Origin of the sequence: Sapientia aquatica (assembly GCF_004358105.1) — a bacterium.
GTDB lineage: Bacteria > Pseudomonadota > Gammaproteobacteria > Burkholderiales > Burkholderiaceae_D > Solimicrobium > Solimicrobium aquaticum.
The window spans coordinates 1-23,559 of the sequence record NZ_SMYL01000012.1; the positions used below are offsets into that span (position 1 = coordinate 1).

At 49.5% G+C, this 23,559-nt stretch carries 16 protein-coding genes; 3 read left to right on the forward strand and 13 right to left on the reverse strand.

The window, feature by feature from the left end:
* Positions 1–1,572: glucokinase (locus E2I14_RS16625; protein ID WP_133330599.1), on the reverse strand; the 1,572-nt coding region annotated here is incomplete at its 3' end.
* A gap of 18 nt (positions 1,573–1,590) precedes the next feature.
* Here E2I14_RS16625 and E2I14_RS19840 point away from each other — a divergent pair.
* Positions 1,591–1,722 (forward strand): hypothetical protein, encoded by a 132-nt coding sequence (locus E2I14_RS19840; protein WP_264757063.1) that lies wholly within the window; start codon positions 1,591–1,593, stop codon positions 1,720–1,722.
* A 10-nt stretch (positions 1,723–1,732) separates the two neighbouring features.
* Here E2I14_RS19840 and E2I14_RS16630 read toward each other — a convergent pair whose 3' ends face one another.
* The 9 genes from E2I14_RS16630 to E2I14_RS16670 all read right to left on the reverse strand — a co-directional run bounded on the left by E2I14_RS16630 (position 1,733) and on the right by E2I14_RS16670 (position 18,209).
* Positions 1,733–2,671 carry an alpha/beta hydrolase gene (locus E2I14_RS16630; protein WP_133330601.1) on the reverse strand — a complete coding sequence of 313 codons (939 nt, stop codon included), beginning with the start codon at positions 2,669–2,671 and terminating at the stop codon, positions 1,733–1,735.
* Positions 2,672–2,717: 46 nt separating this feature from the next.
* A complete protein-coding gene (locus E2I14_RS16635) occupies positions 2,718–5,453 on the reverse strand; it encodes an alpha-1,6-glucosidase domain-containing protein (RefSeq protein WP_227544776.1) in 2,736 nt (911 codons plus the stop codon).
* Positions 5,454–5,538: 85 nt separating this feature from the next.
* Positions 5,539–7,221, reverse strand: coding sequence for an alpha-glucosidase (locus E2I14_RS16640; RefSeq protein WP_133330603.1), 1,683 nt, complete (start codon positions 7,219–7,221; stop codon positions 5,539–5,541).
* 91 nt (positions 7,222–7,312) lie between these two features.
* Entirely contained in the window at positions 7,313–8,323 is a 1,011-nt protein-coding gene (locus E2I14_RS16645) for a substrate-binding domain-containing protein (protein WP_133330744.1), read from the reverse strand.
* Between the two features lie 18 nt (positions 8,324–8,341).
* Complete coding sequence (locus tag E2I14_RS16650; protein WP_133330605.1) at positions 8,342–10,753, reverse strand: glycoside hydrolase family 31 protein; 2,412 nt, start codon at positions 10,751–10,753, stop codon at positions 8,342–8,344.
* A gap of 51 nt (positions 10,754–10,804) precedes the next feature.
* Positions 10,805–12,514 (reverse strand): alpha-amylase family glycosyl hydrolase, encoded by a 1,710-nt coding sequence (locus E2I14_RS16655; protein ID WP_133330607.1) that lies wholly within the window; start codon positions 12,512–12,514, stop codon positions 10,805–10,807.
* 27 nt (positions 12,515–12,541) lie between these two features.
* The gene (locus E2I14_RS16660) at positions 12,542–13,912 is read right to left on the reverse strand and encodes an MFS transporter (protein ID WP_133330609.1); all 1,371 of its coding nucleotides are present in this window, start codon (positions 13,910–13,912) and stop codon (positions 12,542–12,544) included.
* A 178-nt stretch (positions 13,913–14,090) separates the two neighbouring features.
* A complete protein-coding gene (locus E2I14_RS16665; protein WP_227544772.1) occupies positions 14,091–16,850 on the reverse strand; it encodes a TonB-dependent receptor in 2,760 nt (919 codons plus the stop codon).
* 426 nt (positions 16,851–17,276) lie between these two features.
* Entirely contained in the window at positions 17,277–18,209 is a 933-nt protein-coding gene (locus tag E2I14_RS16670; RefSeq protein WP_133330611.1) for a LysR substrate-binding domain-containing protein, read from the reverse strand.
* Positions 18,210–18,311: 102 nt separating this feature from the next.
* Between E2I14_RS16670 and yedA the strand changes: the two genes are divergently transcribed.
* Entirely contained in the window at positions 18,312–19,193 is an 882-nt protein-coding gene (gene yedA, locus E2I14_RS16675; protein ID WP_133330613.1) for a drug/metabolite exporter YedA, read from the forward strand.
* Positions 19,194–19,316: 123 nt separating this feature from the next.
* Positions 19,317–20,930 carry an amidase gene (locus tag E2I14_RS16680; RefSeq protein ID WP_133330615.1) on the forward strand — a complete coding sequence of 538 codons (1,614 nt, stop codon included), beginning with the start codon at positions 19,317–19,319 and terminating at the stop codon, positions 20,928–20,930.
* Positions 20,931–21,009: 79 nt separating this feature from the next.
* On the opposite strand, the gene E2I14_RS16685 is transcribed toward E2I14_RS16680, so the two are convergent.
* From E2I14_RS16685 to E2I14_RS16695, 3 genes are read right to left on the reverse strand one after another with little or no spacing between them, the layout of a single operon-like run.
* A complete protein-coding gene (locus tag E2I14_RS16685; RefSeq protein ID WP_133330617.1) occupies positions 21,010–21,981 on the reverse strand; it encodes a DMT family transporter in 972 nt (323 codons plus the stop codon).
* A gap of 15 nt (positions 21,982–21,996) precedes the next feature.
* Entirely contained in the window at positions 21,997–22,593 is a 597-nt protein-coding gene (locus E2I14_RS16690; RefSeq protein ID WP_133330619.1) for a DUF922 domain-containing Zn-dependent protease, read from the reverse strand.
* Positions 22,594–22,628: 35 nt separating this feature from the next.
* Positions 22,629–23,558 carry a hydroxymethylglutaryl-CoA lyase gene (locus E2I14_RS16695; protein ID WP_133330621.1) on the reverse strand — a complete coding sequence of 310 codons (930 nt, stop codon included), beginning with the start codon at positions 23,556–23,558 and terminating at the stop codon, positions 22,629–22,631.
* Position 23,559: the final 1 nt, after the last annotated feature.

Below are 23,559 nucleotides of genomic sequence, written 5' to 3' on the forward strand. Positions count from 1 at the left end.
CTTTAACCGTCCATGGCTCTTGCATCCCCAGCAACGCCTGATACAAATCTTTGCTTTCCATCGCGCTCTCCGTTGGCTAAACCTGCGCGATAGCGTACTCTTAACCCACAGAAAAGTCTGAAGAACCAAAAATTTAAACTGCGCATCTTGCGCGATCACGCCGTAATGTCCCACCGCAAAAAACTCAACCCGGTCAGCATGATTGAGTAACTCAATCGCGCGATCGATGGTTTCGCGGTTGATTTGACTACGCACTTGCAGAATCGCCGACGCCGTATTACCCAACACTTTTGAACCGAGTTCTAAGGTTGAATCCTCTTGCGTTACTTGGGTATGCGTAAGCGGAACGGTGCCAGTCAAACCCGACGCCAAACGTAATTTAAAGTCGGACAAGCCTTCGCAGCCCAAGGAGCGGCAAAAGCGAATCACAGTTGGTTGGCTGACTTGCGCGGCTTTGGCGATGTCGGTGATCGGATCATTTAGCGCTGTGCGTGGATGCGCCAAAATGTATTCGGCCACGCGCAATTCAGCCGGCGACAAATCGCTACGCGCACGACGAATTTGACCAAGAATCGCTGAGCCGGGTGTCGCTTGAATGGTGCGTAATTGCGCTTCTAAGATTTCAGAAATACCGATGAAGGACGCTTGCTCCGCCGTGATGACAAACGTTGGAATCGCTTTCAGGTAACTCGTAAACCGGCCTTTTTCTTCAAAGCGGCGGCGGAACGACGACGATTCAAAATAGCTGCCCAAGCGCGGAATAATTCCACCGCCGATATAAATTCCACCCAACGCGCCCAACGTTACCGCCAAGTTAGCCGCCGCCGTTCCAAGCAGTGCGCAGAACACGTCCAACGTTTCTTCACAAATCGGATCGGTGGCATTTAAGGCGCGTTCGGTGATTTCGGGCGCGGTTAAATCTAAGCCAGGTTTGTTGGCGTAATCGGCCAAAGCGCGGTACATCAATTCCATGCCGGGGCCAGACAATAAGCGCTCGAAGGACACGTGTTCAAACGATTTCCAGGCATAACGCAACACGGCCACTTCGCGTTCATTGCGCGGCGAAAAGCTACTATGACCACCTTCGGAACCAAGCGAAATCCAACCGTCACCGGCTGGAATTAAACCGGACATTCCTAAACCGCTACCCGGGCCAATCACGCCCATCACGGTTTGCTTGCCGGTTTCGACTCCTGTCGCCTCGCCGATTTGATGTAAGTCACTCGGACTCAAGCGCGGTACCGCCATCGCTAGCGCGGTGAAATCGTTGACGATGACCAGCGTTTCCAAACCCAATTGCAAACGCATACTTTCGATCGAAAACTGCCAGTGATAATTGGTCATCACCACGCGGTCGCCCATGACTGGATTGGCCACTGCAATCGCGGCGTGCTCGACGTTTAACGGTTTGAGCTGCAGCAGATAACTATTAATAGCAGAGAAAAAGTCCGGATAATCGGCGCAGCGTAACGACGTAATTTGGGTAAATTCGCCCCGCGCGACTTCAAGTGCAAAGCGCGCATACGATGTGCCAATGTCGGCGATTAATCTTGGGCTATCGAAAGGAAGCATTATCAGAAGGTGTAATAAATGAACGGTTCTATTTTAACTGCCTGCGTCGTGGAATACGGCTATTGGGCGCACTGTTTTACTAATTTACTGGCTGCGATAGAAACTGCATCGACCCAAAATAGCAATATTGCTAATTTTTTAGCCATTTAATACGCTGAATTTACCTTTGCCCGCCGCCCAATAAAAATACCAACGGCACTTCTAACCTAGCCGACCAATCGCGCTCATTGTGATCAGCGCCGTCAATGACTATGCTTTTCATTTGGGCTTCGGTGTAGCCGCGCTCTTTAAAAATCGCGTCCACAAAACCTTGCGAGGGCGCATAAAACGCATCCAACCCGCGCGTGCCATGATCCATGTAGATGCGATGATTTTCGGGGCTAGCTAGATGCTGCTGCAAATAACTGAATGCAGCCAAAGGAAGTTCGGTATTGTTCACCGGACCGCCAATCCAGTGCGTGGAGAGTGCGGCTACGCCACCAAAGACGTCGGGATATTCACTGATAGCGTAAATCGATATCAAGCCGCCCATGCTCGACCCCATCATAAAAGTATGAGCGCGGTCAGGGTAGGTGCTGAAGTGCGTATCAATATACGGTTTTAATTCTTGTACTAGAAATTGCAAATAGCGATCCGATAACGGCGTACCAGCTAACTCAGCTTGTATGAATTGGTTGCGCTTTATCGGGGTTACAAACCCGAGATATTTTTGCGGAAAATATTCAGTGCGGCGAAATTTTCCGTTGTTCCAAACACCAACCACAATCGTGTCGCCGATGCGCCCTTGCTTGACCAATTTATCGATTGCTGTGTGCACGTTCCACGCTTGTTTATTCCACGTTGTGCTGGCGTCGAATAAGCCTTGGCCGTCGTGCATGTACAAGACATTGTAATGTTTGGCCGGGCTGTATCCGTCAGGCAGCCAGATGTCGACGTGGCGCGCATCGACAAATTTAGAGGGGAAGTTTTCTAGGCGTTGGACTTGGCCGACATTCACGGTTGGCATGATTTGAGCGTAAGAGTTAATCGGAACCCAAAGCATTAACGCTGCGCCAAACAGCTTACATCCCAATACCCGCAGGCGCTGTATGAGCGTCATTAAAGAGCAGCTAACAATGGCAGACATCATCAACATCCCAAGGTGGTTAGGGCTGAACAAATACCACAGCGCTCAATGCAGGAACCGTGAAGCTGCCCTGCGCCGCATCATAGCTCGCTTGCGCGGCTAAACGCTTGTCACCAGCCGCCGCGTTACTGAACACTGGATGCAATTGATAGGCCTGTCCAACCTCACTGGCAACGCGAATGGTCTGCGCGGTGTGGGCGACATTAATGAAAATCATCAGCGCTGAGTACTTCGCACCAGGATAATTTTTGCCATCTAAATGCGCGGCGATAACCGCACCGTTTTGACTCGGGCCAACATTATCGAAGCGCAAGCGTTGTTCGATTTCGGCGGCTGTACGAAGATGAAATAAGCTAGAACTAGCGCGAACTTTGAGCAAATCCCGAAACATATCGCGCGCTAAGGCGATCTCGGCTGCGCTTGGTTTGATGGAAGGGTTTTCCAGCAGCGGTTGCATCAAGGCGTAATTTTTTTCGTTATCTTTGGCTGGCGGCAATCCGGTCGCAAAATAATTATCGCGATAGCTCCAATCGATGCGATTAAACCAATCTCCGGAATTAAAACTATTGCTATCCATTGACTTAGAGCGCAAGACATCCAACCCCGCGTGGAAGTAGGCTACGCCCTGACTAAATGCGGTAATCGCAGCTCCCAGCATTTGTACCCGCACGCGATCGATCGGCGCGATGTCAGCAGGAAGTTTATAGACATTAATGTCGAACAGCGTTTGGTTATCGTGGTTCTCAACATAATTCACCACTTCGCTTGGATTAGCGACGTAGCCTGCCGGTTGCCCGTTGTAATCAATTTGCTGCAGCGACTTTACAACCCCGTCAAAGGTTTCAAAGCGATATTGACGCACCGAACCCGCCAATCCAACCCGCACCATATCGGCCGTTTTAAGCAGTTGCGGGGTTGACGTTCCTGCGTCGGCTAAACCATTAATAAATCCCTTGCGCGTCATTAAATCCGTGCCAGAATCGGAGGAACTACCACCGCGCACGGCATCGCGTGTACGGTCGTTAAATGTGCCAATGCCGGTTCCATTGAGTGACAATTGCGAGGCTTGTACGAAGCGCTTTCCATCGGCAATTTCACCGAAATTCCATCCTTCGCCAATCAGCTCAATATCGCGTCCGGTGGCAGCCTTTAACTCTTTTTGCAAACGCTCCATGACAGCGCGCGGTTGATGTGCCATTAAGTCAAAACGGAACGAATCAATGCGGTAATTTTTTGCCCAAGATACGACAGAATCGATCAGCAATTTTCCCATCATGGTGTTCTCGGTGGCGGTGTTATCACAGCAGCTCGACTGCTCAACGTCGCCATCCGCATTTAGTCGGTGGTAATAGCCGGGAACGATACGATCTAATACCGACTTGGCCACTTGGCCGGATGCAAACGTGTGGTTATAGACCACGTCCATCCCAACGCGCAATCCGGTTTGATGCAACGCCATAATCATTTGGCGGAATTCGCGCATGCGTGTCGCACCATCCTCAGAATTGCTTGCGTAGCTGCCTTCAGGAGCGCTGTAATGGAACGGGTCGTAGCCCCAGTTAAAGCAATCCTGTGCGGCATTGGCGCTGGCGATGGTTTGCGGCGCTAAACTCGCAGCGCCTGTTGCCGTAATGATGGGGTTAACGCAACCAACTTCTGGCACGCTGGCAAAATCAAATACCGGCAATAAATGAATGTCGGTCATGCCAGCCTTAGCCAAGGCCGACAAGTGTTGCATACCGTTAGAGGTGGAATCCGTGAAAGCTAAATATTTGCCGCGATGTTCAGGCTTGACGGTCGGATCGTTGATCGAAAAATCACGCACATGCATTTCGTAAATCGACATATCCGGCGACGCTGCAACGGTTTTTGGTGCTGCATGGTCGCTCCAACCAAGCGGTACCGTTTTGGTCGCATTTGCTTGCGTGATATAGCTGCGCTTAGAGTCGGTAGTTAAACTTAGCGAATACGGATCAGTAACGCGATTGCGCATTAAACCGACGTTGGGCACGACTACGTCAACGATGTATTGGTAATAGTGATCGCTTAAATCCGTCGGCATCAGAAGCGACCAAATTCCAGTAGCATCATCACGCTGCATTGGTGCAATGCTTTGCGCCGCGCTGGTACCAGTTTTATAAACGCACAAGGCAAGCTTTTGCGCGGTTGGCGCCCACAGTTTAAATTGGGTCGCGGACGTATTCGCTGCGCGCACAATACTTGCGCCTAAATCGCTGGTTTGCTCGGCCTTGCCATACAAATCATCGATGGCACCGGCAATCTGGATTCGGGTGGTTTCTAATTGGTCGCCATGTTCGTTTTCATGCACCAAGATGGCAAATAGGCGCAACGCTTGGGGAATTTTTCTAGCGTCTTCCGGCTTTATTTTCAGAATCACGCCGTCTGGGACAAATTGAAAGCGGGTAGCCAATTGAGGCGGCAAGCTCGATGTAGAAATCGACAAATCCACCACATTGCCAGCCGCATGGCCTTTGGGATGCGCCGTATACATTTCAGTGCCAAGCGCATCCGAAAAATACAAACGGAACCGTCCGCTAGCAGCAACCGCTGGCCATTTAATTAATTCACGATTAAGCCAATAGGCGTGGGCTTTTTGCGTTCCAGGCAGCGGCTGCAAGACAGTCTGAAAATCAGATTGATTGCAATCGGCCAGACTTGGAGACATTGCTGCAGCGGGCGCGGCTACCGATACATTGGCCATCATGCTAATGGTTAGCGCGCCTGCCAAACCCATCACTGAGGATACTCGACGTGCTAACGTTCGAGCAGATTTAAAACCCTGTAACCAAGCAAATCGTCTCGTCACGTTAGCTATCCAGTTAACTGTTGTTGATACCAAACCAAGCGCCGTAAGCTGGCAAACTGATGCGTCCGCCGGAAGCGGAACCGTGCAGCCCATGGCCGGACAAATCGTGATATTCGGCGCTGACTGGCAAATCGAATTCAACGTCATTGCTGCTCAAGTTAAGCACAACTAACACGCTTGGATAGCCAGCTAAATCGCGGCGCAGCGCCAATACTGAGTCGGGCGCATCGTAGAAGAAAATATCGCCGCGTGTGAGTTGCGCGATTTTTTTACGCCAAGGAATAAAGTGCCGAGCAAAGTTCAAGGCAGATTCGGGTTGCTGTAATTGTTGTGCCACCGACTGAGCAGCATGTTCGGCGGGCACCGGCAACCACGGCTTACCAGCACTAAAACCGGCATTGGCTTGCGTTGCATCCCACGGGATTGGCGTGCGACAGCCGTCGCGACCTTTCATCTCTGGCCAGAACGTAAGTCCAACCGGATCTTGCAGTGCTTCGTAGGGCAAATCGGCTTCGGTCAGCGCTAACTCATCGCCTTGATACAGGCAAGGTGTTCCCTTTAAACTAAGCTGCATGGCCAACAACACCTTGGCAAATTCAGGCGTCGCGTTCGCGCCGCCCCAGCGCGTCATGACCCGATTAACATCGTGATTGCCAACCGACCACGAAGCCCATCCGGCCTTATTGGACGCCGCCGCGAGTTGCTCAAAGGCTTCAACTTCAGCGCGGATATGTTGGGTGGAATTGTCGCTAGTGAGCAAATTAAAACTGTAGGCCATGTTTAATTTGTCGCCATCTGCGGTGTACTCGGCCATTACTTTTAAGGCTTCGTCCGAACCAATTTCACCAATCGATACAGCGTTGTATTGATCCAATAACAGACGCACTTTTTTAAAGAACTCTAAATTTTCAGGACGCGTATTGTCGTAAATATGGGCTTGCAATCCGTAGGGATTCGACTCAGCCACGCTGACGGTGTTTTGTTTTTTGGCCGGTGGATTATTGCGTAACTGGGCGTCGTGAAAATGGAAGATACAGGCATCGACTCGGAAACCATCGACGCCACGATCGAGCCAGAATTTCATGTTATCCAAATGCGCTTGTTGTACTTGGGGTTGATGGAAATTCAAATCCGGTTGGCTGGTTAAAAAATTATGCAAATAATATTGCCGACGGCGACTATCCCATTGCCATGCAGAGCCGCCAAAAATAGATAACCAATTATTCGGCGGCGTGCCATCTGGTTGCGGGTCGCTCCAGACATACCAATCGGCTTTGGGATTGGTACGGCTTTGGCGACTTTCAACAAACCAAGGATGGACATCGGAGCTGTGTGAGAGCACTTGGTCGATCATGATTTTGAGGCCCAGTTGGTGGGCACGAGCGATCAATGCATCAAAATCAGCCAAAGTTCCGAATAGCGGATCGACATCGCAATAGTTGCTAACGTCATAGCCAAAATCGCGCATTGGCGAGGTAAAAAATGGCGAAATCCAAACAATATCAACACCTAGATCAGCGATGTAATCGAGCTTGCTAGTGATACCAGCTAAGTCACCAACACCGTCGCCGTTGGTATCAAGAAAACTGCGCGGGTAGACCTGATAGATGACCGACTCGCGCCACCATTCAACAGGGGAATTGGTGGCTTGATGAGTTGCCGCAGCAGTTGGGATTGGGTTATTTAAATCGGCCATAACAAACATCTTCTTTCTGATTGAAATCTACTTTTCGCTTCTATTTTTTGCTGCTGCTTTTTGCTGCTGGTTCGGTGCTACTGTTCCGCTACTATTGCTGATTGCTCGCCACTGTTTCGCCCGCAATCAAAATTGGCTGCCATAATTCTTGCAATTCAGATGGTGGCGTACCGTTCTGCAAGGCCAACAACATTTCCACCATTTTGGCGCCGGCTTTATCGGGGTTAGGTTGTTCTATTGTGGTGACGTTGTAACCAGCTAGAGAATCTTCCATGCGGCCCCAAACGATGATCGACATGTCTTTACCGATCGTGATATTGGCATCTAACAGCGCGCGTACCGCACCAACTCCGGACATGTGATTATCAACAATGACGGCTGTTGGCTTGGCAGCGCACGCCAATAATTTTTGCATACCCAAATAGCCGCTACGACGATCATTGGCGCCGTCGATCAAATAATCAGGATCAATGGCAAGTCCAGCCGATTGCATACGCAACTTAAAACTATCAAAACGTTGGCGCGCAAAATTCATGTCCAGAGGCGCGCTGATTAAGCCTATGCGTTGATGATTGTGGGCTAATAAATGCTCAACGGCGGTATGCATGCCCGCTTCATTGTCGTAGTCAAACCATGCGTGCGGTTCATTGACTCGAGTTCGCCCGTGCGCCACAAAAGGCAAGCCCTGCTTGGCGAGATACGCCACCCGTTCGTCGTACAACCGGGTACGCCCCACAATCAAACCATCCACCCGACGCGCTTGCACCATGTGTTGGTAGGAACGTAGCTCATTGTCGCTTGAGACCGGTGCGATAATTAAATCCATCTGACGCGCCTCCAAGGCTTGCGTCATGCCATCCACGATCTGCATAAACATCGGATCGCCCAGATCATTAGGCAGTAGGGGATGAATAATACCAACCACGTTTGTGCGACCTGACGCCAAACTGCGCGCCATGGGATTAGGTCGGTAACCCGCCAATGCCGCTGCTTCCAAGACTCGTTTGCGCGTGCGCTCGCTCACTTCTGGGTAGCCGTTAAGCGCGCGGCTCACCGTGGTTTCAGAAATACCTAAGGTTTTGGCGAGATCTTTTAGATTCATTGACACGATAACGTCATCCTATGAAGCGTTGATGCCAGCGAGTTGGACACTGACTCGAACCGGTGTGGATTGGTTAATAGGAACACGAACGGACACGACTTTTTTGATCGCATCCCACTCAAATTCGACTGGTTTGCGTTGTACTAAAATCTTGCTTGGTTTTTTCATCAGGTGATGAATACTTAACGCCACGACTCGATCTAGCGCTGGGTGATTTGCCCCGTTAGTAACGCCTATATCAATGGCTAACTGTTGCTGCTTGAGTGTGCTTTTAAAATCAATTAGCGCAAATTTTCCTTGCTCAATAGCGTTAGGATTGGTTCCATCGTCGTCATACATATGCCCGTTGCTCGCGGTGACCGCCGCGTCAAAGTAGTAATGCAGATTGATTTTCTGAGTGCTGTATTGGCTCGTGTTTTGAATCACATCGATCATCGGAATGAACGCACCAGCTCGGACAAAAACTGGGATATGGTCGCTGGTCAAGGCTACCGTTTGGGTAGTGCCTGCTTGGTAGATTTGATCGGTATAAAAATCAAACCAATTATTGCGGGCTGGGAAATAAATTTGCGCTTCTTTTAATCCGGCCTGCAAAACAGGATGGACCAGCAAATCACGTCCCCATAAGTATTCGTTCGACGCTCCTAACAACGCTTTATTGTTTGGCTCATCAAAAAATAACGGGCGCATCAACGGTGTGCCGCGTTGATTATTGTCGTAGGCTAAGGTGTAGTTATAAGGCAGCAATTGATAGCGTAATTGGATGGCTGCTTTGGCTAAATCTTTGGCGGTTTGCGAACGCAAAATCGGCTCGGCTGGCACTTCTTCTTGAGCGTGCGGACGGAAAATCGGTTGGAACACGCCGTACTGCAACCAGCGTGCATACAATTCATCGTCTAAATTTGCCCCAGCAAACCCGCCCAAATCGGAGTGCATGTAGGCCATACCCTGCATGCCCATTTGCAAGGCAATTTCGGGTTGCGACTGCAAGCCGCCCCACGTCCGATTAACATCGCCCGACCAAGGGATCATGCCAAAGCGTTGCGAGCCAGAAGAGCCGGAGCGCATCAAGATAAAAGGACGTTGAGTTGGGAAATTAGCCTTATAACCGTCGGCAATCAGCTTGGCCCAATTGTGACCGTAAATATTGTGCAATTCGTCCGCCGAACCAGTGGCATGTTGCAAATCGCTAGGATGCACTTCCGGCTCGCCCAAATCGCCCCACCAACCGGCGACGCCCATCGAGGCTAAATTTTTATAAATATCCCAAAACCACGTCCTTGCGGAAGGATTAAAAATATCAATTAATCCTGTGTGACCAAAGTAAAAATCGTAGGTGTAGGGTTGCTGATTCTTATCGGTCGCCAGAATATGTTTTTGAACCGCTTCATCCCATTTAGCCGAACTGGTCAAAATAAACGGTTCGGTGATCAACACCGTCTTCACGCCTTTGGCAGCAAAGTCATCGATCATCGCTTTTGGATGCGGGAAATTGTCGCGATCAAATTCTAAATTTCCCATCGTGCCTTTGATATCTTTACCAAACCAGTACAGATCAAAAATGATGGCATCGAGCGGAATTTGTTGGCGGATAAATTCATCCACAATATGCCGCGCTTCGGATTCCGAGTGATAACCAAAACGGCTGGCAAAATTACCAAAAGCCCAGCGCGGTGGTAATGGCTGGCGACCCGTGAGTGAGCTGTAATTGGCGATGATGTTTTCCCAGCTCGTACCGGCAATCACCTGATACGTTTTGCGCCCGCTGATGGTTTCGTAGCTCAGCACATTGTCTTTTTTGCTGTCCAGATCGAGCGTGCCAATCGGCGCGTTATCAAAATGGATGCCGTACATTTTCGACGAAAATACTAGCGGAATCGAAAAATTCATCTGAGTAGAATGATCTTCGTAACCGTAATGCGCCTTGTTATATAACGGCAAGCGATTGCCTCGGCGATTCATCCCTAATGCACGCGCGCCGGTGCCGTACAGGGCCTCATTAGTATCGAGATTGAAGCTGATACTTTCGGCGGTATCGGATTTTTGGTAGCCCGCTTGTTCCGAAGTCAGTGGCTTGCCGTGATAGCTGTAACTGATTTGAAACGGTACCTTGGTAATGTGAACGACAATTCCGGCAGTACGATATTCAATCGCTGTCGCGGTCTGGCGCACACTCGTTTTGACGATCGCGGGCGCGAGTACAACGGCGTGCGAGACAGGATTAAAAGCTTGGCCGTTGGGTACAAATGTGGTCTCAACAATGTCGGTGGAATACGGTTTAATGACGTACTGACCATCGTTAGTCTGCACTTCTAATGCATGACCTGCATCGTGAATTGCTACGACGCGTCGATTGATGTTTTGAGCAGTGGCAGCCTGTGCGCACAACATCAATGTAGCGAGAGCTAACGTGGAATAGGTAATTTTCATTGCTTAATGTTGACCTTATTGACCTTGTTGACTTTATTGTGGGGGCTCAATTTACTTATTCGTTGAGGCTTCTTGACCAATCAAGACAATCGAATTGCGGCTGTTGAAGTTCACTTTACCGTCGATGACGACTGCGCTTGCTCCGGAATAATAATCTTTCACAATCTGTCCCTCTGCGAACACGCCGTATACCGGAATGGAAGAGGATTCACTCATCGGCAAATCGAGCGCCACAAGCACTTGATCGGTAAAACCATGTTTGTTTAAGGTGCGTTTGAATATATAAGGCTTGTCGGACAATTGCTCATGCACGCCAGCCCCGACGGCGGGATGCGCGTGGCGGAATTGCCCCAACTTGCTCCAATGCTGGTGCACCTCGGCGATGTTGTAACCCTGCCGACTGCTGCGCTGCGCCAACTCATCCCAATTCATCGGTGAACGTAAATTAGCGTCACCAGTGGCGCCTTCGATGACCAAGGGACGCGCGATTTCGTCGCCATAATATATTTGGGCAGCGCCGGGGCTCAATAACAATTTGGTTCCAGCCTCAAAAGGGCGCTGACGTACCAGGTCAAAGGGCTGCAAATCGTCGTGCGAGCTGACATAGTTCAATACCGAATAGGATTGTAGAACACCATTAAGTTGGGCCGAATATTGGCTAAACAGCTTCTCGTAATCTTGCTTCGCGTCGGATTTAAAGGCGAAGTTAATCAAGCTGTTAAAACCGTTGGCATAGAAGTTAATATGGCTGCCGCCATCCATCACAAAATCAAGGCCAGAATAAATCCCGTAGTTAAACACTTCTCCGGTCATAAAAAACGGTTGGTCGCCGATTTTTTTAGCTGGATTGCGAAGTTTCCATTCTGTGAAAGCGATCTCGGCTTGCTCATGTAACTCTTTCCAAACTAGCGGCTCCACATGTTTGGCGGTATCGCAACGGAAACCATCAATGCCGTATTTCCGGATCCAATCGGTTTGCCATTTCATCAAATAATAGCGCGGTGCGCGGGGGTAGCCAGTGCGTTTAAAGAAGGCGTCAAGTTCGGCGACTTCGTTTGCATAGCGGCCTTCTGACTTCCATTTTTTAACCAGTTCGGGTGGCAAATCGACGTTGGCGTTGCTATCGGTTCGCACGTCTGGCAAGTTATGCACTAAGGTGCAACTTACCGTGCTGGCGAGATCTTGATAAGTGCAATCGGGACCAAACCGCACCCAGCTGGCTGGCCATGCCGGATCAATTTTGGTGACGGGGCCGGTATGGTTCATCACAACGTCGAGCAAAATGCGAATCCCGTGCGCATGCGCGGTATCAACCAGTTCCTGCATATCGCGCGCATTACCTAAACTCGCATCCACATTGGTCCAATCGCGCGCCCAATAACCGTGAAATGCATACGAGCGACCAGAGCCCTCGTCCGTGCTGCCGTGGATTTGCTCAACAGGCGGGGTAATCCAGATCGCATCTACACCTAGCTGAGTGAAGTACCCTTGCTTAATTTTTTCAGTAACGCCCGCTAGATTCCCGCCCATGTATGCTCGCATTGGCGCTGCATCACTGCGCCGTCCATAGGCATGTTTATTTGATGGTTGAGCTTGATGAAAGCGGTCTGTGAGCAAAAAATAGACCGTCGCATTTTCCCAAATAAAAGGGCGGGTGGACGAAGATGCCTGGGCTTCGCTATGAATGGATTCGGTATTGCTGACGGCTGCATGAGTATGCAAGCTACTAAGCAATAGCAAGAGTAAGGCGAATGGCTTCATCAGGATTACCCGTTTAAACGGCTGCGGTTAGACAGCACCAGAAGTTGCCGCAGCAGAGTCAGAAGCCTGCTTGGACTGCGCTACAACGGCATCGTCTTTGACTAACAAGGTCAACAAGCCCGCCACCACCATGCAAGCTCCGCCCAGCGCAATAATGCCAACGGCTTGATTGTTGAAGAAGTTTTTCAATAAACCGCCCAACACAACGCCCGCAATGGCTTGTGGAATCACGACGAAGAAATTAAACAAACCCATGTAGTAGCCCATTTTATTGGCAGGAAGTGCGCCAGCTAAAATCGCATAGGGCATGGTTAAGATACTGGCCCAAGCAATGCCAACGCCTACCATCGGCAGCAAAATAATGGTTTTTGAGGTGATCATCAAAAAGCTGATTAAACTGATTCCACCGATCGCCAAGCAAGCCATGTGAACCACTTTGCGGCTGGTAAACCGCGCAAAAATCGGCAAGATAAAGGCCGCTAACGCTGACACGCCGCCATACAAGGCAAACATAACGCCAACCCAATTGCCGCCCTCTTGAAACGCCGCTGACTGAGCGTCGTTGCTGTGAAAAACTATGCTAGCCACTGCTGGGGTGGTGTACACCCACATAGCGTACAAGGAAAACCAAGTAAAAAATTGCACCACCGCGAGTTGCACCATGGTTTTTGGCATCTTGGTAAAGCCGCCGATAATCTCAACAAACGCCTTGGTCCAACCTTTATTTTGTTGGCGTTCTTTTTTAAATTGCTCCAAATTTTCAGGCGGATTTTCGCTACTAAAGAATACGGTCCACATCACCGCAATCAGATAAATCGTGCCGCCCACATAGTAGGCGTAACGCACGGTGTCCGGAATGGCGCCATTAACGGGCGTATTGGAAATGCCGAGGTAGTCGGTAAATAGTGTCGGAAGCAGTCCGGCGATGACACCGCCGCATCCAATAAAAAAGGTTTGCATGGCAAAGCCAGCGGTCTGCTGCTCGACCGATAATTTGTCGCCGACGAAAGCGCGGAAAGGCTCCATCGAAATATTGATGGCCGAATCCATCAACCACAGCACCAGTACCGCCATCCACAGTGCGCTGGAGTTAGGCATCAGAAAGAGAGTGATCGCGGCCAAAATCGCGCCAAGAAAGAAAAACGGGCGACGGCGGCCCCAATAAGCGTGCCACGTATTGTCGCTAAGGTAACCAATAATGGGTTGAACCAATAATCCGGTGAGTGGCGCGGCTAACCAAAAGAGGGCGAGATCGTCCGGATTAGCGCCTAAGGTTGAAAAAATACGGCTGGTGTTGGTGTTCTGCAGAGTGAAGCCAAACTGAATCCCAAAAAAACCAAAGCTCATGTTCCATAGCTGCCAGAAGCCTAGTTTTGGCTTACTCAAATGCGTACTCATTGTTCTGTCTCCAGCTTATTTTTAAATTATTTTTATTTTCTACTACTCAATTTTGGAAGTAAATTAGTTTTTACTTTCCAGCACTACTTTGTATTGCGCTTTACCGATCAAGTCCTGATACGAAAATCCTTCGTTCGCCGAGCTGACGAACGAAGGATTTTTTAACACCAACTGCTAATTACATCTTGTACGTCAAACCGAACAAGAAAGAACGTCCGAATTTTTCGTATTCCAAAACGCGGTCTTTGGAATTTTGGTAAGTTTGATAAGCAGAGTTATTCAAGTTGTTGACTTGGAATAACACACTTAAACCTTTGTACGTACCAGTTTCAAACGCATAACCGATTTGCGCATCGACCACGTTTTCACCAACGACATAACGTAAGTTACGGTCACCAGCGAAGTTACCGATTTCACCGATGAAGTCAGAACGACGACGATCGCTGATACGGGCTTCAAAACCGTTCTTTTCGTAGTACGCAGTCAAGTTAGACACGTTCTTCGACATACCTGGCAATGGGATATTCGTACCGACAGCAAACGTTGCCGATGGAATAGTGATCGAGCTGTTGGTAATGGTTGTACTAGCTTGAACACCAAAACCATCCAATACTGGAGTCAACATGCTCAGTGGCAAAGAAGCGGATAATTCAGCACCTTGGATTGAGCCGCCTTGACCGTTATACATACTTGTATAACCACCGATGTTCGATACCGCTGTCAAACCAGATGGTGAAGTCGCTGTCGCTGTCTCGGCTGAAAAATCGTAAGGCTTAGTTTGCGAGTAGATGTAGCTAGTCAATTTTTTGTAATAACCAGCAACTGCTACATACGCTTTCTTACCAAAATACTTTTCATACGAAACGTCTAAGGCGTTAGCTTTCCATGGATCCAACTTAGGATTACCACCGTTAGCGCTTGGCAGACGTGTAACGTTGTCGATCGAGAAGCTATAGGACGCACGCATGTCATCGACACGAGCACGAGCTAATTGCTTGGCTAAGCCAACACGGATCGTGTCGTCATTACCCATATCAAAAGCCAAATTCATGCTTGGCAATACGTCGGTGTATTTCGCGCCAACATCAACTGGTGTCAATGTGCTTGAACCGCCAACGCTGTATACCGATGAAGAGGATTGATCTGTATTGACGATTTGTACGCCGACGTTACCTTTCATTGGAACTGAACCAACTGTGCTGTCTAAGTTAGCTTTAACGAAGGTAGTAACGACATCTTCTTTGACATCCCAAGCACGTTGTACCGCACCTGGATCGATTGGTGACGGATTCCATGGTTGGTAGTATTTAGCGATTACGCCAGGAACATTGAATGATGGGATTGTTCCGCTACCTGCAAAGCCGAGGTTGACTGGCGCATACAGCAAATCTGGAGAGATCACTGCATTGGTCGTCAACAGATTTTCGGATGCTTCTGGTTGACGTTTTTTCTTAGTACGACCGGTGTAATTTACGCCAACATCGATGTCGCTAACAAAACCTTGGATCAACTCTGGAGCGTCAAATGTTGCGACCAATTTGCCGCCGCTTAATTTATCTTCTACGTGTGGCTTACGGCCATAACCCGAACCGTAAATCGTGTTACGCAGATTCAATTGACTTGCATTACTATAGTTTTGCAGACCAGACAACGTTGGGAAACCACCTGTTGCCCAGTTAACTGTCATCGTATCCAACACGGCTGTACCACCTGGAGTCAACAATTGGGTGTTGATTTCTTGGTAGGTTTCATCGCGTTTAGCAGCTGAGTAGTTCAAATCAGCCAAAACTTTGACATGTTCGAATTTGAACGTATTGGCCCAACCAGCAGAGTGAATCGAATCTTGACAATCGTTGTACTCACCGCGCACTAATGGGTAGATACCTGACGCGACACCACCAGTGACGGTGTTGTTGCTATTAACAGTGATCGAATTCCAGTTCAAGCCTGGTGTATTGCCACCGTTGTAGTTCCCCAAGTTGAATTCAAATTGGTTGGCTGTTTCTACATCGGAAAACTTAGAGGCAAATACATCTAATTTGCTGGTCCAGTTTTTGGATGGTTTAAATTCGAGCACGCCCAAGAAACCATCGCGCTTGATAGTTCCGCTAGTGGCTAAGGACTTGATACCGTCCATGTAGTACGCACCAGTTGGAACACCTGGTTGCGATTGAATTTGCCATGGCTCATACAGACCAACTTCGTTATCCAAACGTGGTGTTTCTAAGTGAGCGAAACCCAATGCGATACCGACGGTGCGGTCAGCGAATTGATCGATGTAGCTTACACTTGCGCGGTTACCGGTTGCTTTGGTGTTAGCGATCGAGCCCAGTGAATTTTTTTCACCGCGCACATTCATTGAAATAGTGCGTGCTGGGAAATTTAATGGTGAAACGGTTTGCATATCGATCGTGCCGGACAAACCTTGACCAACTAAACCTGCATCCGGCGTTTTGTAGATAACAACACCACTCATCAATTCTGATGGGTATTGATCAAATTCAACACTACGATTGTCACCAGTACTAACTTGTTCACGACCATTCATTAATGTCGTTGCAAAGTCAGGCGACAAACCACGCACGCTGAGCGCTTGAGCACGGCCAGCTACACGCTGAGCGGCTACGCCTGGCAAACGAGCAATCGATTCAGCAATACTTTGGTCAGGCAATTTACCGATATCTTCCGCTGAAATAGCTTCAACGATAGAGGAAGAATTTTTCTTGATCGAAATCGCGTCTTCAATACCTTTACGAATACCAGTAACAAAAACGGTGTTAGTTGCGCCGTCTTGTGTTACCGCGGTATCTGCCTGTTGGGCGTATGCCATGCCAGTTGTTGTTGAGAGCAAAACCACGCAGCCAGCGGCTATCGGGGTCAGCTTCAACATCATGCTATTCAGGGCCAGCCCCTGATGCTTTCTTTCAAACATTTTCATGCTCGTCTCCTGTTAATTATTATCGTGATCATTCAGGCAAGTTCGGACTGAATTTTGTTGCCCGAAGCAATCTTGTACTAAAACTAAACGCTCAGTCAATTGAGATTTTCGAAAAAATCGCTTTTTTTCTAAAAATAAAACGATTTTCCGCTATGAGCGTTGTTTATTTACGCCAAATTGACGTTTTTCTTTATGTAGTTAAACTACTTAAAATATGTTTACTATCGTATTTTTATCCATTTTTTTCAAAGCGCTTTCAAAGTTATTTGGTCAAAATCCAAAGCGCTTTAAATAAATTCGAGGAAAACAAGTTGAAAGAAACTTAACGTTATCGAGCAATGTACTCGCCGGACGATAAATCGTTCTCGATCGTCGGTTGGCGGCAGAAAATCAAGCCAGAGAAGTTGAGTTGGATAATTCGGCGGCTCACATCAAGCTGCTGGTGCCTAGCCATTTTTCGCTGGCACAAAGCGTTTGCGCTACTTCCAAGACCAACTTTTCGACCGCGTGGGCGGCATTGGTGAGGGGGATGTTTTTAGACGCGCACAATACCACTGTGCGCGAGATGACATGATCGGAAATCGGTAGCGCGACCATATCGCCGCGCTCGATCTCTGCCATTAACGGGGCAACCGGCAAAATAGTCGCTCCCATATCGGCCAGCAAAGCCGACTTTAAAATAGCGACCGAATTAATATCGATCACATCGTTAATCGACAAGCCGGCACTGCGCATCAAGCCCTCGATACGTGGGCGAACACCATGTTGAAAGCCAGGCAAAATCAGCGGCGCCTGAGTAGCTTGCTCTAAGCGTATGCTTTTACCTTTATGCGCAAACTGCGATTTGGCGCGCGTGATGTACATCATTTGTTCTTCGATCATGGGCTTAACCGCGAACGAGCTAAGTTGGCCGTCGTCGAACAAGACGGCCAAATTGATGCGCCCCGATTTAAGCTGCTCGATCAAGTTGCCCGATAACTCTTCGGTGAGTTGCAGAGAAATCTCGGGATATTTTTCGCGTACTGCCATTAATAACGGCAAAGCCAGCGCGCCGGAGACACTTTGCGGGATGCCGAGGGCAACCGTTCCAGTAGGGCGCAGTGCTGATTGGGTAACCGCCGATTTCGCATCGCCAACTTGCTTCAAAATCGCCTGCGCGTGTTCGTAAAAAATCTTGCCGGCATCGGTGGCCAACATGCCTTGGGCCGAGCGATGTAATAACTGCACGTCTAGTTCTTGTTCTAACAACTGCAATTGTTGCGTCAAGGCGGGCTGAACAATATGCAGCACGCGCGCGGCGCGGGACAGCGAACCGTGATCGACGATGGCGACAAAATAGCGGAGTTGGCGTAGTTCCATAAATCTGTTTGAGCGAAATAGTGTAAATTACATGCCTATTGGCAACGCCATGTTAACGCAGTTTCTGCGCCTCATCCCTCACCGCCTCATTAATTTATCGTTATGTTTGCCTTACCCAGCTTAGTTGTTGCCGCTTTACTTACTGTGTACCTCGTTTGGGGTTCCACCTACTTCGCCATCCACATTGCGCTGGATGCTTTTCCTCCCTTTATGTTGATGGGCAGCCGCTTTGTGGCTGCGGGCGGAATGCTGTTTGCTTTTTTAAAAATCCGAGGTGGAACGGCCCCAACACTAAAACAATGGCGCGACGCTGGTTTGGTCGGCAGTTTGATCTTGGGCGGCGGAATGGGATTGACCTCGTATGCGCAGCAATACATTTCATCGGGACTGACCGCCGTATTTATCGCTTGCTCGCCGTTTGTGCTGACCTTATGCGTGGGTATGTATGGCGAGTGGCCGAATCGGCGCGAATGGGTCGGAATTTTAGTGGGCTTTGGCGGTGCGATTTTGTTAGCCAGTGGCAGTGATTTTTCGGCCAAGCCGATTGGAATTATTGCGTTGTTGAGCGCGATTATTTGCTGGGATTTGGGTTCGGTGCTATCGCAGCGTAAATTCTCTCTGGCGCCAGGCGCGATGGGATTCGCTAGTCAGATGTTGGCAGGAGGTGTTTTTTTGGTGGCTGTAAGTTGGATGACGGGCGAGCATTTTACTAAGGCGATTACTCCTGCGGCATGGGCGGCTTGGAGCTATTTGGTCGTGGCCGGCTCGCTTGGAGCATTTACCGCTTACATGTATTTGATCGCAACCGTCCCGCCCGCTTTGGCGTCGAGCTATAGCTATGTAAATCCAGTGATTGCGGTCACGCTAGGTGTGTTGTTTGCGGATGAAAAAATTGGGGTGAGGGAAGTGGTGGCGATGGTGGTGATTTTGAGTAGTGTTTTGTTGGTTTCTACGGCGCGAAAAGGTGTCGCCAAAAATCGCTAATCGAACAGCGCGACCACGTTATGTTGGAAGCCCTGAAAAATGACAGCGCATTAAGATCAACACCCACAAATTAAATGCAGTACGGCTGTAAAACAAATAGCGAATAAATAAAAAGGGGATGGTATGAAAAGACGGAATTTTGTGAAGCTTGGTTTGTTGTTTGGTGCTGGTGGAATTATTGACGCTAATGCTGCTGGGGCTGAAGCTAGTGTAGATCATTCGTCCTCGCACTCGTCGGTGGTTGAAGCAGATGTGACTGCATTGCAAGCACAAATGGCGGCGGGGAAGTTGACTGCGGTAGCGTTGACCGAGCGCTATTTAGAACGCATTAAAGCGATTGATAAATCGGGGCCTAAGCTCAACGCGATTATTGAATTAAATCCCGATGCCATTGCCATTGCGCGGGCATTAGATGTGGAGCGCAAAACCAAGGGTGCGCGCGGGCCGTTGCATGGAATTCCGGTGCTGATTAAAGACAATATTGCTACCGCTGACAAGATGCAGACCACGGCTGGATCGTTGGCCTTGGTTGGGGCAAAAGCGCCGCGGGATGCGTTTTTGGTGACGCAATTGCGGGCGGCTGGCGCGGTAATTTTGGGTAAAACTAATTTAAGCGAATGGGCCAATATGCGCTCTTCGCGTTCAACTTCGGGCTGGAGCGGTCGCGGCGGTCAAACTAAAAATCCGTATGCGTTGGATCGCAATTGCAGCGGTTCTAGCTCCGGTTCAGGTGCTGCGGTAGCGGCGAGTTTGGCGGCGGTCGCGGTTGGCTCTGAGACCGACGGGTCAATCGTGTCGCCGTCATCTTTGTGCGGCTTAGTCGGACTCAAGCCGACGTTGGGATTAATCAGCCGTGATGGCATCGTGCCGATTTCGCACTCGCAAGATACGGCAGGGCCAATGACGCGCACGGTTACTGATGCAGCGATTTTGCTCACTGCTTTAGCGGGTGAGGATAGCCGCGATGCGGCAACTGCTGGCACCAAACAACACGCTACCGACTACACCAAATTCTTGGATAAAAACGGCCTCAAAGGCGCGCGCATTGGTGTGGTGCGCAATGCGATGTCGAGCAATATGCGTCAGCAAGCCATTGTTGATGCGGCGCTCGACGTGCTCAAGCAACAAGGTGCGGTGCTAATCGATGTCGAAGTGCCCAATATGGATAAATACGGCAATACCGAAACCGACGTTTTGCTCTATGAACTCAAAGCGGATTTAAACAGCTACTTAGCTGAATTCGGCAAAGGCTCTGCCGCTACTTCGCTGGCTGCGGTGATCGAATTTAATCAAAAAAATCGCGCTAAAGAAATGCCGTATTTTGATCAAGAGCTCATGGTCAAAGCGCAAGAAAAAGGGGATTTAAGTAGCCCAGAATATCTGGCTGCGCTGAAAAACAATCACCAATATTCGCGTACCGAAGGTATTGATCAAGTGATGAAGGAACACCAGCTCGACGCTTTATTCGCCTCGACTGGCGGTCCAGCTTTCATCACCGATTATGTCAACGGCGACCACACCATTGACGGCTTCTCATCGCCCGCAGCGGTTGCCGGTTACCCGCACATCACGGTTCCGGCAGGATTGTTCGCGGGCTTGCCAGTCGGTGTGTCGTTCGTTGCGGGTGCTTATGCCGAAGGCACAATTATCAAGTTGGCGTATGCCTATGAACAGGCTAGCAAAAAACGCTCAGCGCCGAAGTATTTAGCGCATAGTTTGGAAGGCATTGCGACTTGAAATAAGTAGACGTGAGTAGATGCCGCGTAGCTTGGACGAGGTGTTTGCGCCAAGCTACGTCTTTTTCTCACATCAAGTTTTACGAATGGATAGTCACGCCAAGCGCTTTAAATTCAGGCTTAATTCGCACCGCCCAAATTACGCCGAGCAGCAATAAACCTATCCCCAAAAACGTTAGCATCGAGGGTAACTGGGCGCGCAGTATGTAGGTGTAACAAAGGGCCGCCAACGTTTCGAACACGATTAATTGACCCACCATCGCCGTCGGCAATCGCTGACTCGCCGCATTCCAACACATGGTCGCCACTAGCGAAGCAAATACTGCAATCGTGACGACCACGCCGATAAAAACTAAGGGACGCGGGCCAAACGGCATCGCAAATTCTCGCCCCGTGGCAGCCGACCAGATCCAAAAGCTGGCATAACCTACGGCTGCCAACGGCAACGTCGCCAGACCCTGTGCAGTCGCCCAAGAACGCGGATTTCGATCAGCATGACTGCGCATCCATTGCGCGTTACGGATGGGATACCAAGTCCAACAACACACCGCCGCCACTCCCAGCACAATGCCTGTGCCATAGCGATACACATTGCTACGCTGAACCGCGGTAATCGACGACAGCTCCACATGATTGACGCACGCGATTCCAGCCAACACAATCCCGATGGGAATGATCAACTTAGCCCAAGGCAAATAGCCATCGCGTTCGTGATTAACGATGTTAGAGAAAATGGTAATGGTGACCGGCAAAGTACCAATCAACATGGTCGGCACCGGCCCACCCGCCATTTGAATTGAACATGCCAAACAGAGGTAATAAATTACATTACCAATTGCCGATAACTCCAGCGCCAACAACCAATCCTTACGCGTCAATTTACGCAATTCAACCCGGTCTAACCAGCCGAGTGGTAGAGCAATCAAACCAAAGGCCAAATACCGACCAAACGATTGCATCGCCGCTGGATATTCGGGCAACAACAATGGTCCGATAAACACGATACCCCAAATCATCCCGGCGGCTAGGGCGAACAACATTCCTACCAACATCAAACCTTCTCCAATTTATCGATCAAGCCAAGCACCTTGCGTTTTGCCGTGCTCGGTTTCCGCATCATAGCGAATTTCTCTGGCTTGATAATCACTTAACATCCGATTCCCAACGTCGTTTGCTGCCGCGCCTAAGCTGCTGCAACTCGCCATTTCGGGCAAATTGAAGATGGCTTGATCGATGGCATAGGCAGCACTTTTTCCCACATTGACATGGCCCAATTCGTGGGTACGCAGCGCCGCTACATAGGTGTTGAATTGATTTTGCTGCGCTATCGTGGCGCTTATTAGCTGTGGCAAACCGATGGTGCTGGTGAACTCCACGCTCACGCGCTTGATGGAACATCGGCCGTCTGGTCGCTCATCCCACCAAAAATGCCAACTGATGTGCCAATCGGTGTGTCCGTGAAAAATGCGTCCGTTAGATTTAAAGGGTGAGGCTGCATTGAGCGCTTTTCTTAACGAACTAGCCGAATCAACATTCACCTGGTAATACGTGTAGGCTAGATTTTCGTTGACGGTGGCAAGCGCAGATTTGCTTAGGCCAACAAACGCAGCAAAGCACATCAACCAAGGCAAAATTGAATTTAGTTTTAACGTTGGTCGATTCAATTTGCCCTCGCAAAAAGCAATAGGATTTTAGGACACTAGGCGCTCAAGCTACCTTTCTTTGCAGCGTATGCATTCCCCGCCCGACTCGCTGCTTTGCGACCTAAGTGTTGCGAAATGAATTGTCCCGCATCGACGGTTTTATCCAAATCAATTCCGGTGTGAATTCCCAAGCCTTGCATTAAAAACAGAACATCTTCGGTCGCAACATTTCCGGTTGCGCCTTTGGCATACGGGCAGCCGCCCAAGCCCGAAACGGACGAATGAAAAATGCTCACGCCGACTTCCAAGCTGGCATAAATATTGGCCAAGGCTTGGCCATAAGTGTCATGGAAATGACCGGACAAACCAGCGAGGTTAAATTCTTTGCTAACGCGCTCAAACACGGTTTGCACATGGCGCGCGGTGCCCACGCCTATGGTGTCGGCGATATCAATTTCGTCGCAACCTAAGTCACGCAAACGTGCCACCACATCGGCCACGGATTGAGGACTAACTTCGCCTTGATACGGGCAACCGAACGAGCAACTGATGCTGCCGCGCAAGCGCTTGTTATGCGCTTTGGCGGCAGCGGCAACTTCGCGGAAGCGCTCTATCGATTCGGCAATGGAGCAATTAATATTCTTTTGCGAAAACGCTTCCGAGGCCGAACCGAAGATGACGACTTCATCCGCACCCGCGGCTAGGGCAGCGTCGAAGCCTTTCATGTTCGGGGTCAATGCTGAATAAATCACGCCAGCTTTGCGCTGGATGCCGGCCATAACTTCGGTTGAAGTCGCCATTTGCGGAACCCATTTGGGCGAGACGAAAGAAGCGGATTCGATGTTGACAAATCCGGCGTCGGTTAAGCAATTAACCAATTCAATTTTGACTTCGGCGCTAATCGTTTGCGCTTCGTTTTGCAAGCCATCGCGTGGGCCGACTTCAACGATTTTGACGGACTTAGGGAGTTGGGAATGTGCGCTCAAT

Coding starts and splice junctions, on each gene's coding strand:
- E2I14_RS19840 (WP_264757063.1), top strand. CDS start 1,591: ATGAACGGTTCTATTTTAACTGCCTGCGTCGTGGAATACGGCTATTGG.
- E2I14_RS16630 (WP_133330601.1), bottom strand. CDS start 2,671: ATGACGCTCATACAGCGCCTGCGGGTATTGGGATGTAAGCTGTTTGGC.
- E2I14_RS16635 (WP_227544776.1), bottom strand. CDS start 5,453: ATGGGTTTGGCAGGCGCGCTAACCATTAGCATGATGGCCAATGTATCG.
- E2I14_RS16640 (WP_133330603.1), bottom strand. CDS start 7,221: ATGGCCGATTTAAATAACCCAATCCCAACTGCTGCGGCAACTCATCAA.
- E2I14_RS16645 (WP_133330744.1), bottom strand. CDS start 8,323: ATGAATCTAAAAGATCTCGCCAAAACCTTAGGTATTTCTGAAACCACG.
- E2I14_RS16650 (WP_133330605.1), bottom strand. CDS start 10,753: ATGAAAATTACCTATTCCACGTTAGCTCTCGCTACATTGATGTTGTGC.
- E2I14_RS16655 (WP_133330607.1), bottom strand. CDS start 12,514: ATGAAGCCATTCGCCTTACTCTTGCTATTGCTTAGTAGCTTGCATACT.
- E2I14_RS16660 (WP_133330609.1), bottom strand. CDS start 13,912: ATGAGTACGCATTTGAGTAAGCCAAAACTAGGCTTCTGGCAGCTATGG.
- E2I14_RS16665 (WP_227544772.1), bottom strand. CDS start 16,850: ATGAAAATGTTTGAAAGAAAGCATCAGGGGCTGGCCCTGAATAGCATG.
- E2I14_RS16670 (WP_133330611.1), bottom strand. CDS start 18,209: ATGGAACTACGCCAACTCCGCTATTTTGTCGCCATCGTCGATCACGGT.
- yedA (WP_133330613.1), top strand. CDS start 18,312: ATGTTTGCCTTACCCAGCTTAGTTGTTGCCGCTTTACTTACTGTGTAC.
- E2I14_RS16680 (WP_133330615.1), top strand. CDS start 19,317: ATGAAAAGACGGAATTTTGTGAAGCTTGGTTTGTTGTTTGGTGCTGGT.
- E2I14_RS16685 (WP_133330617.1), bottom strand. CDS start 21,981: ATGTTGGTAGGAATGTTGTTCGCCCTAGCCGCCGGGATGATTTGGGGT.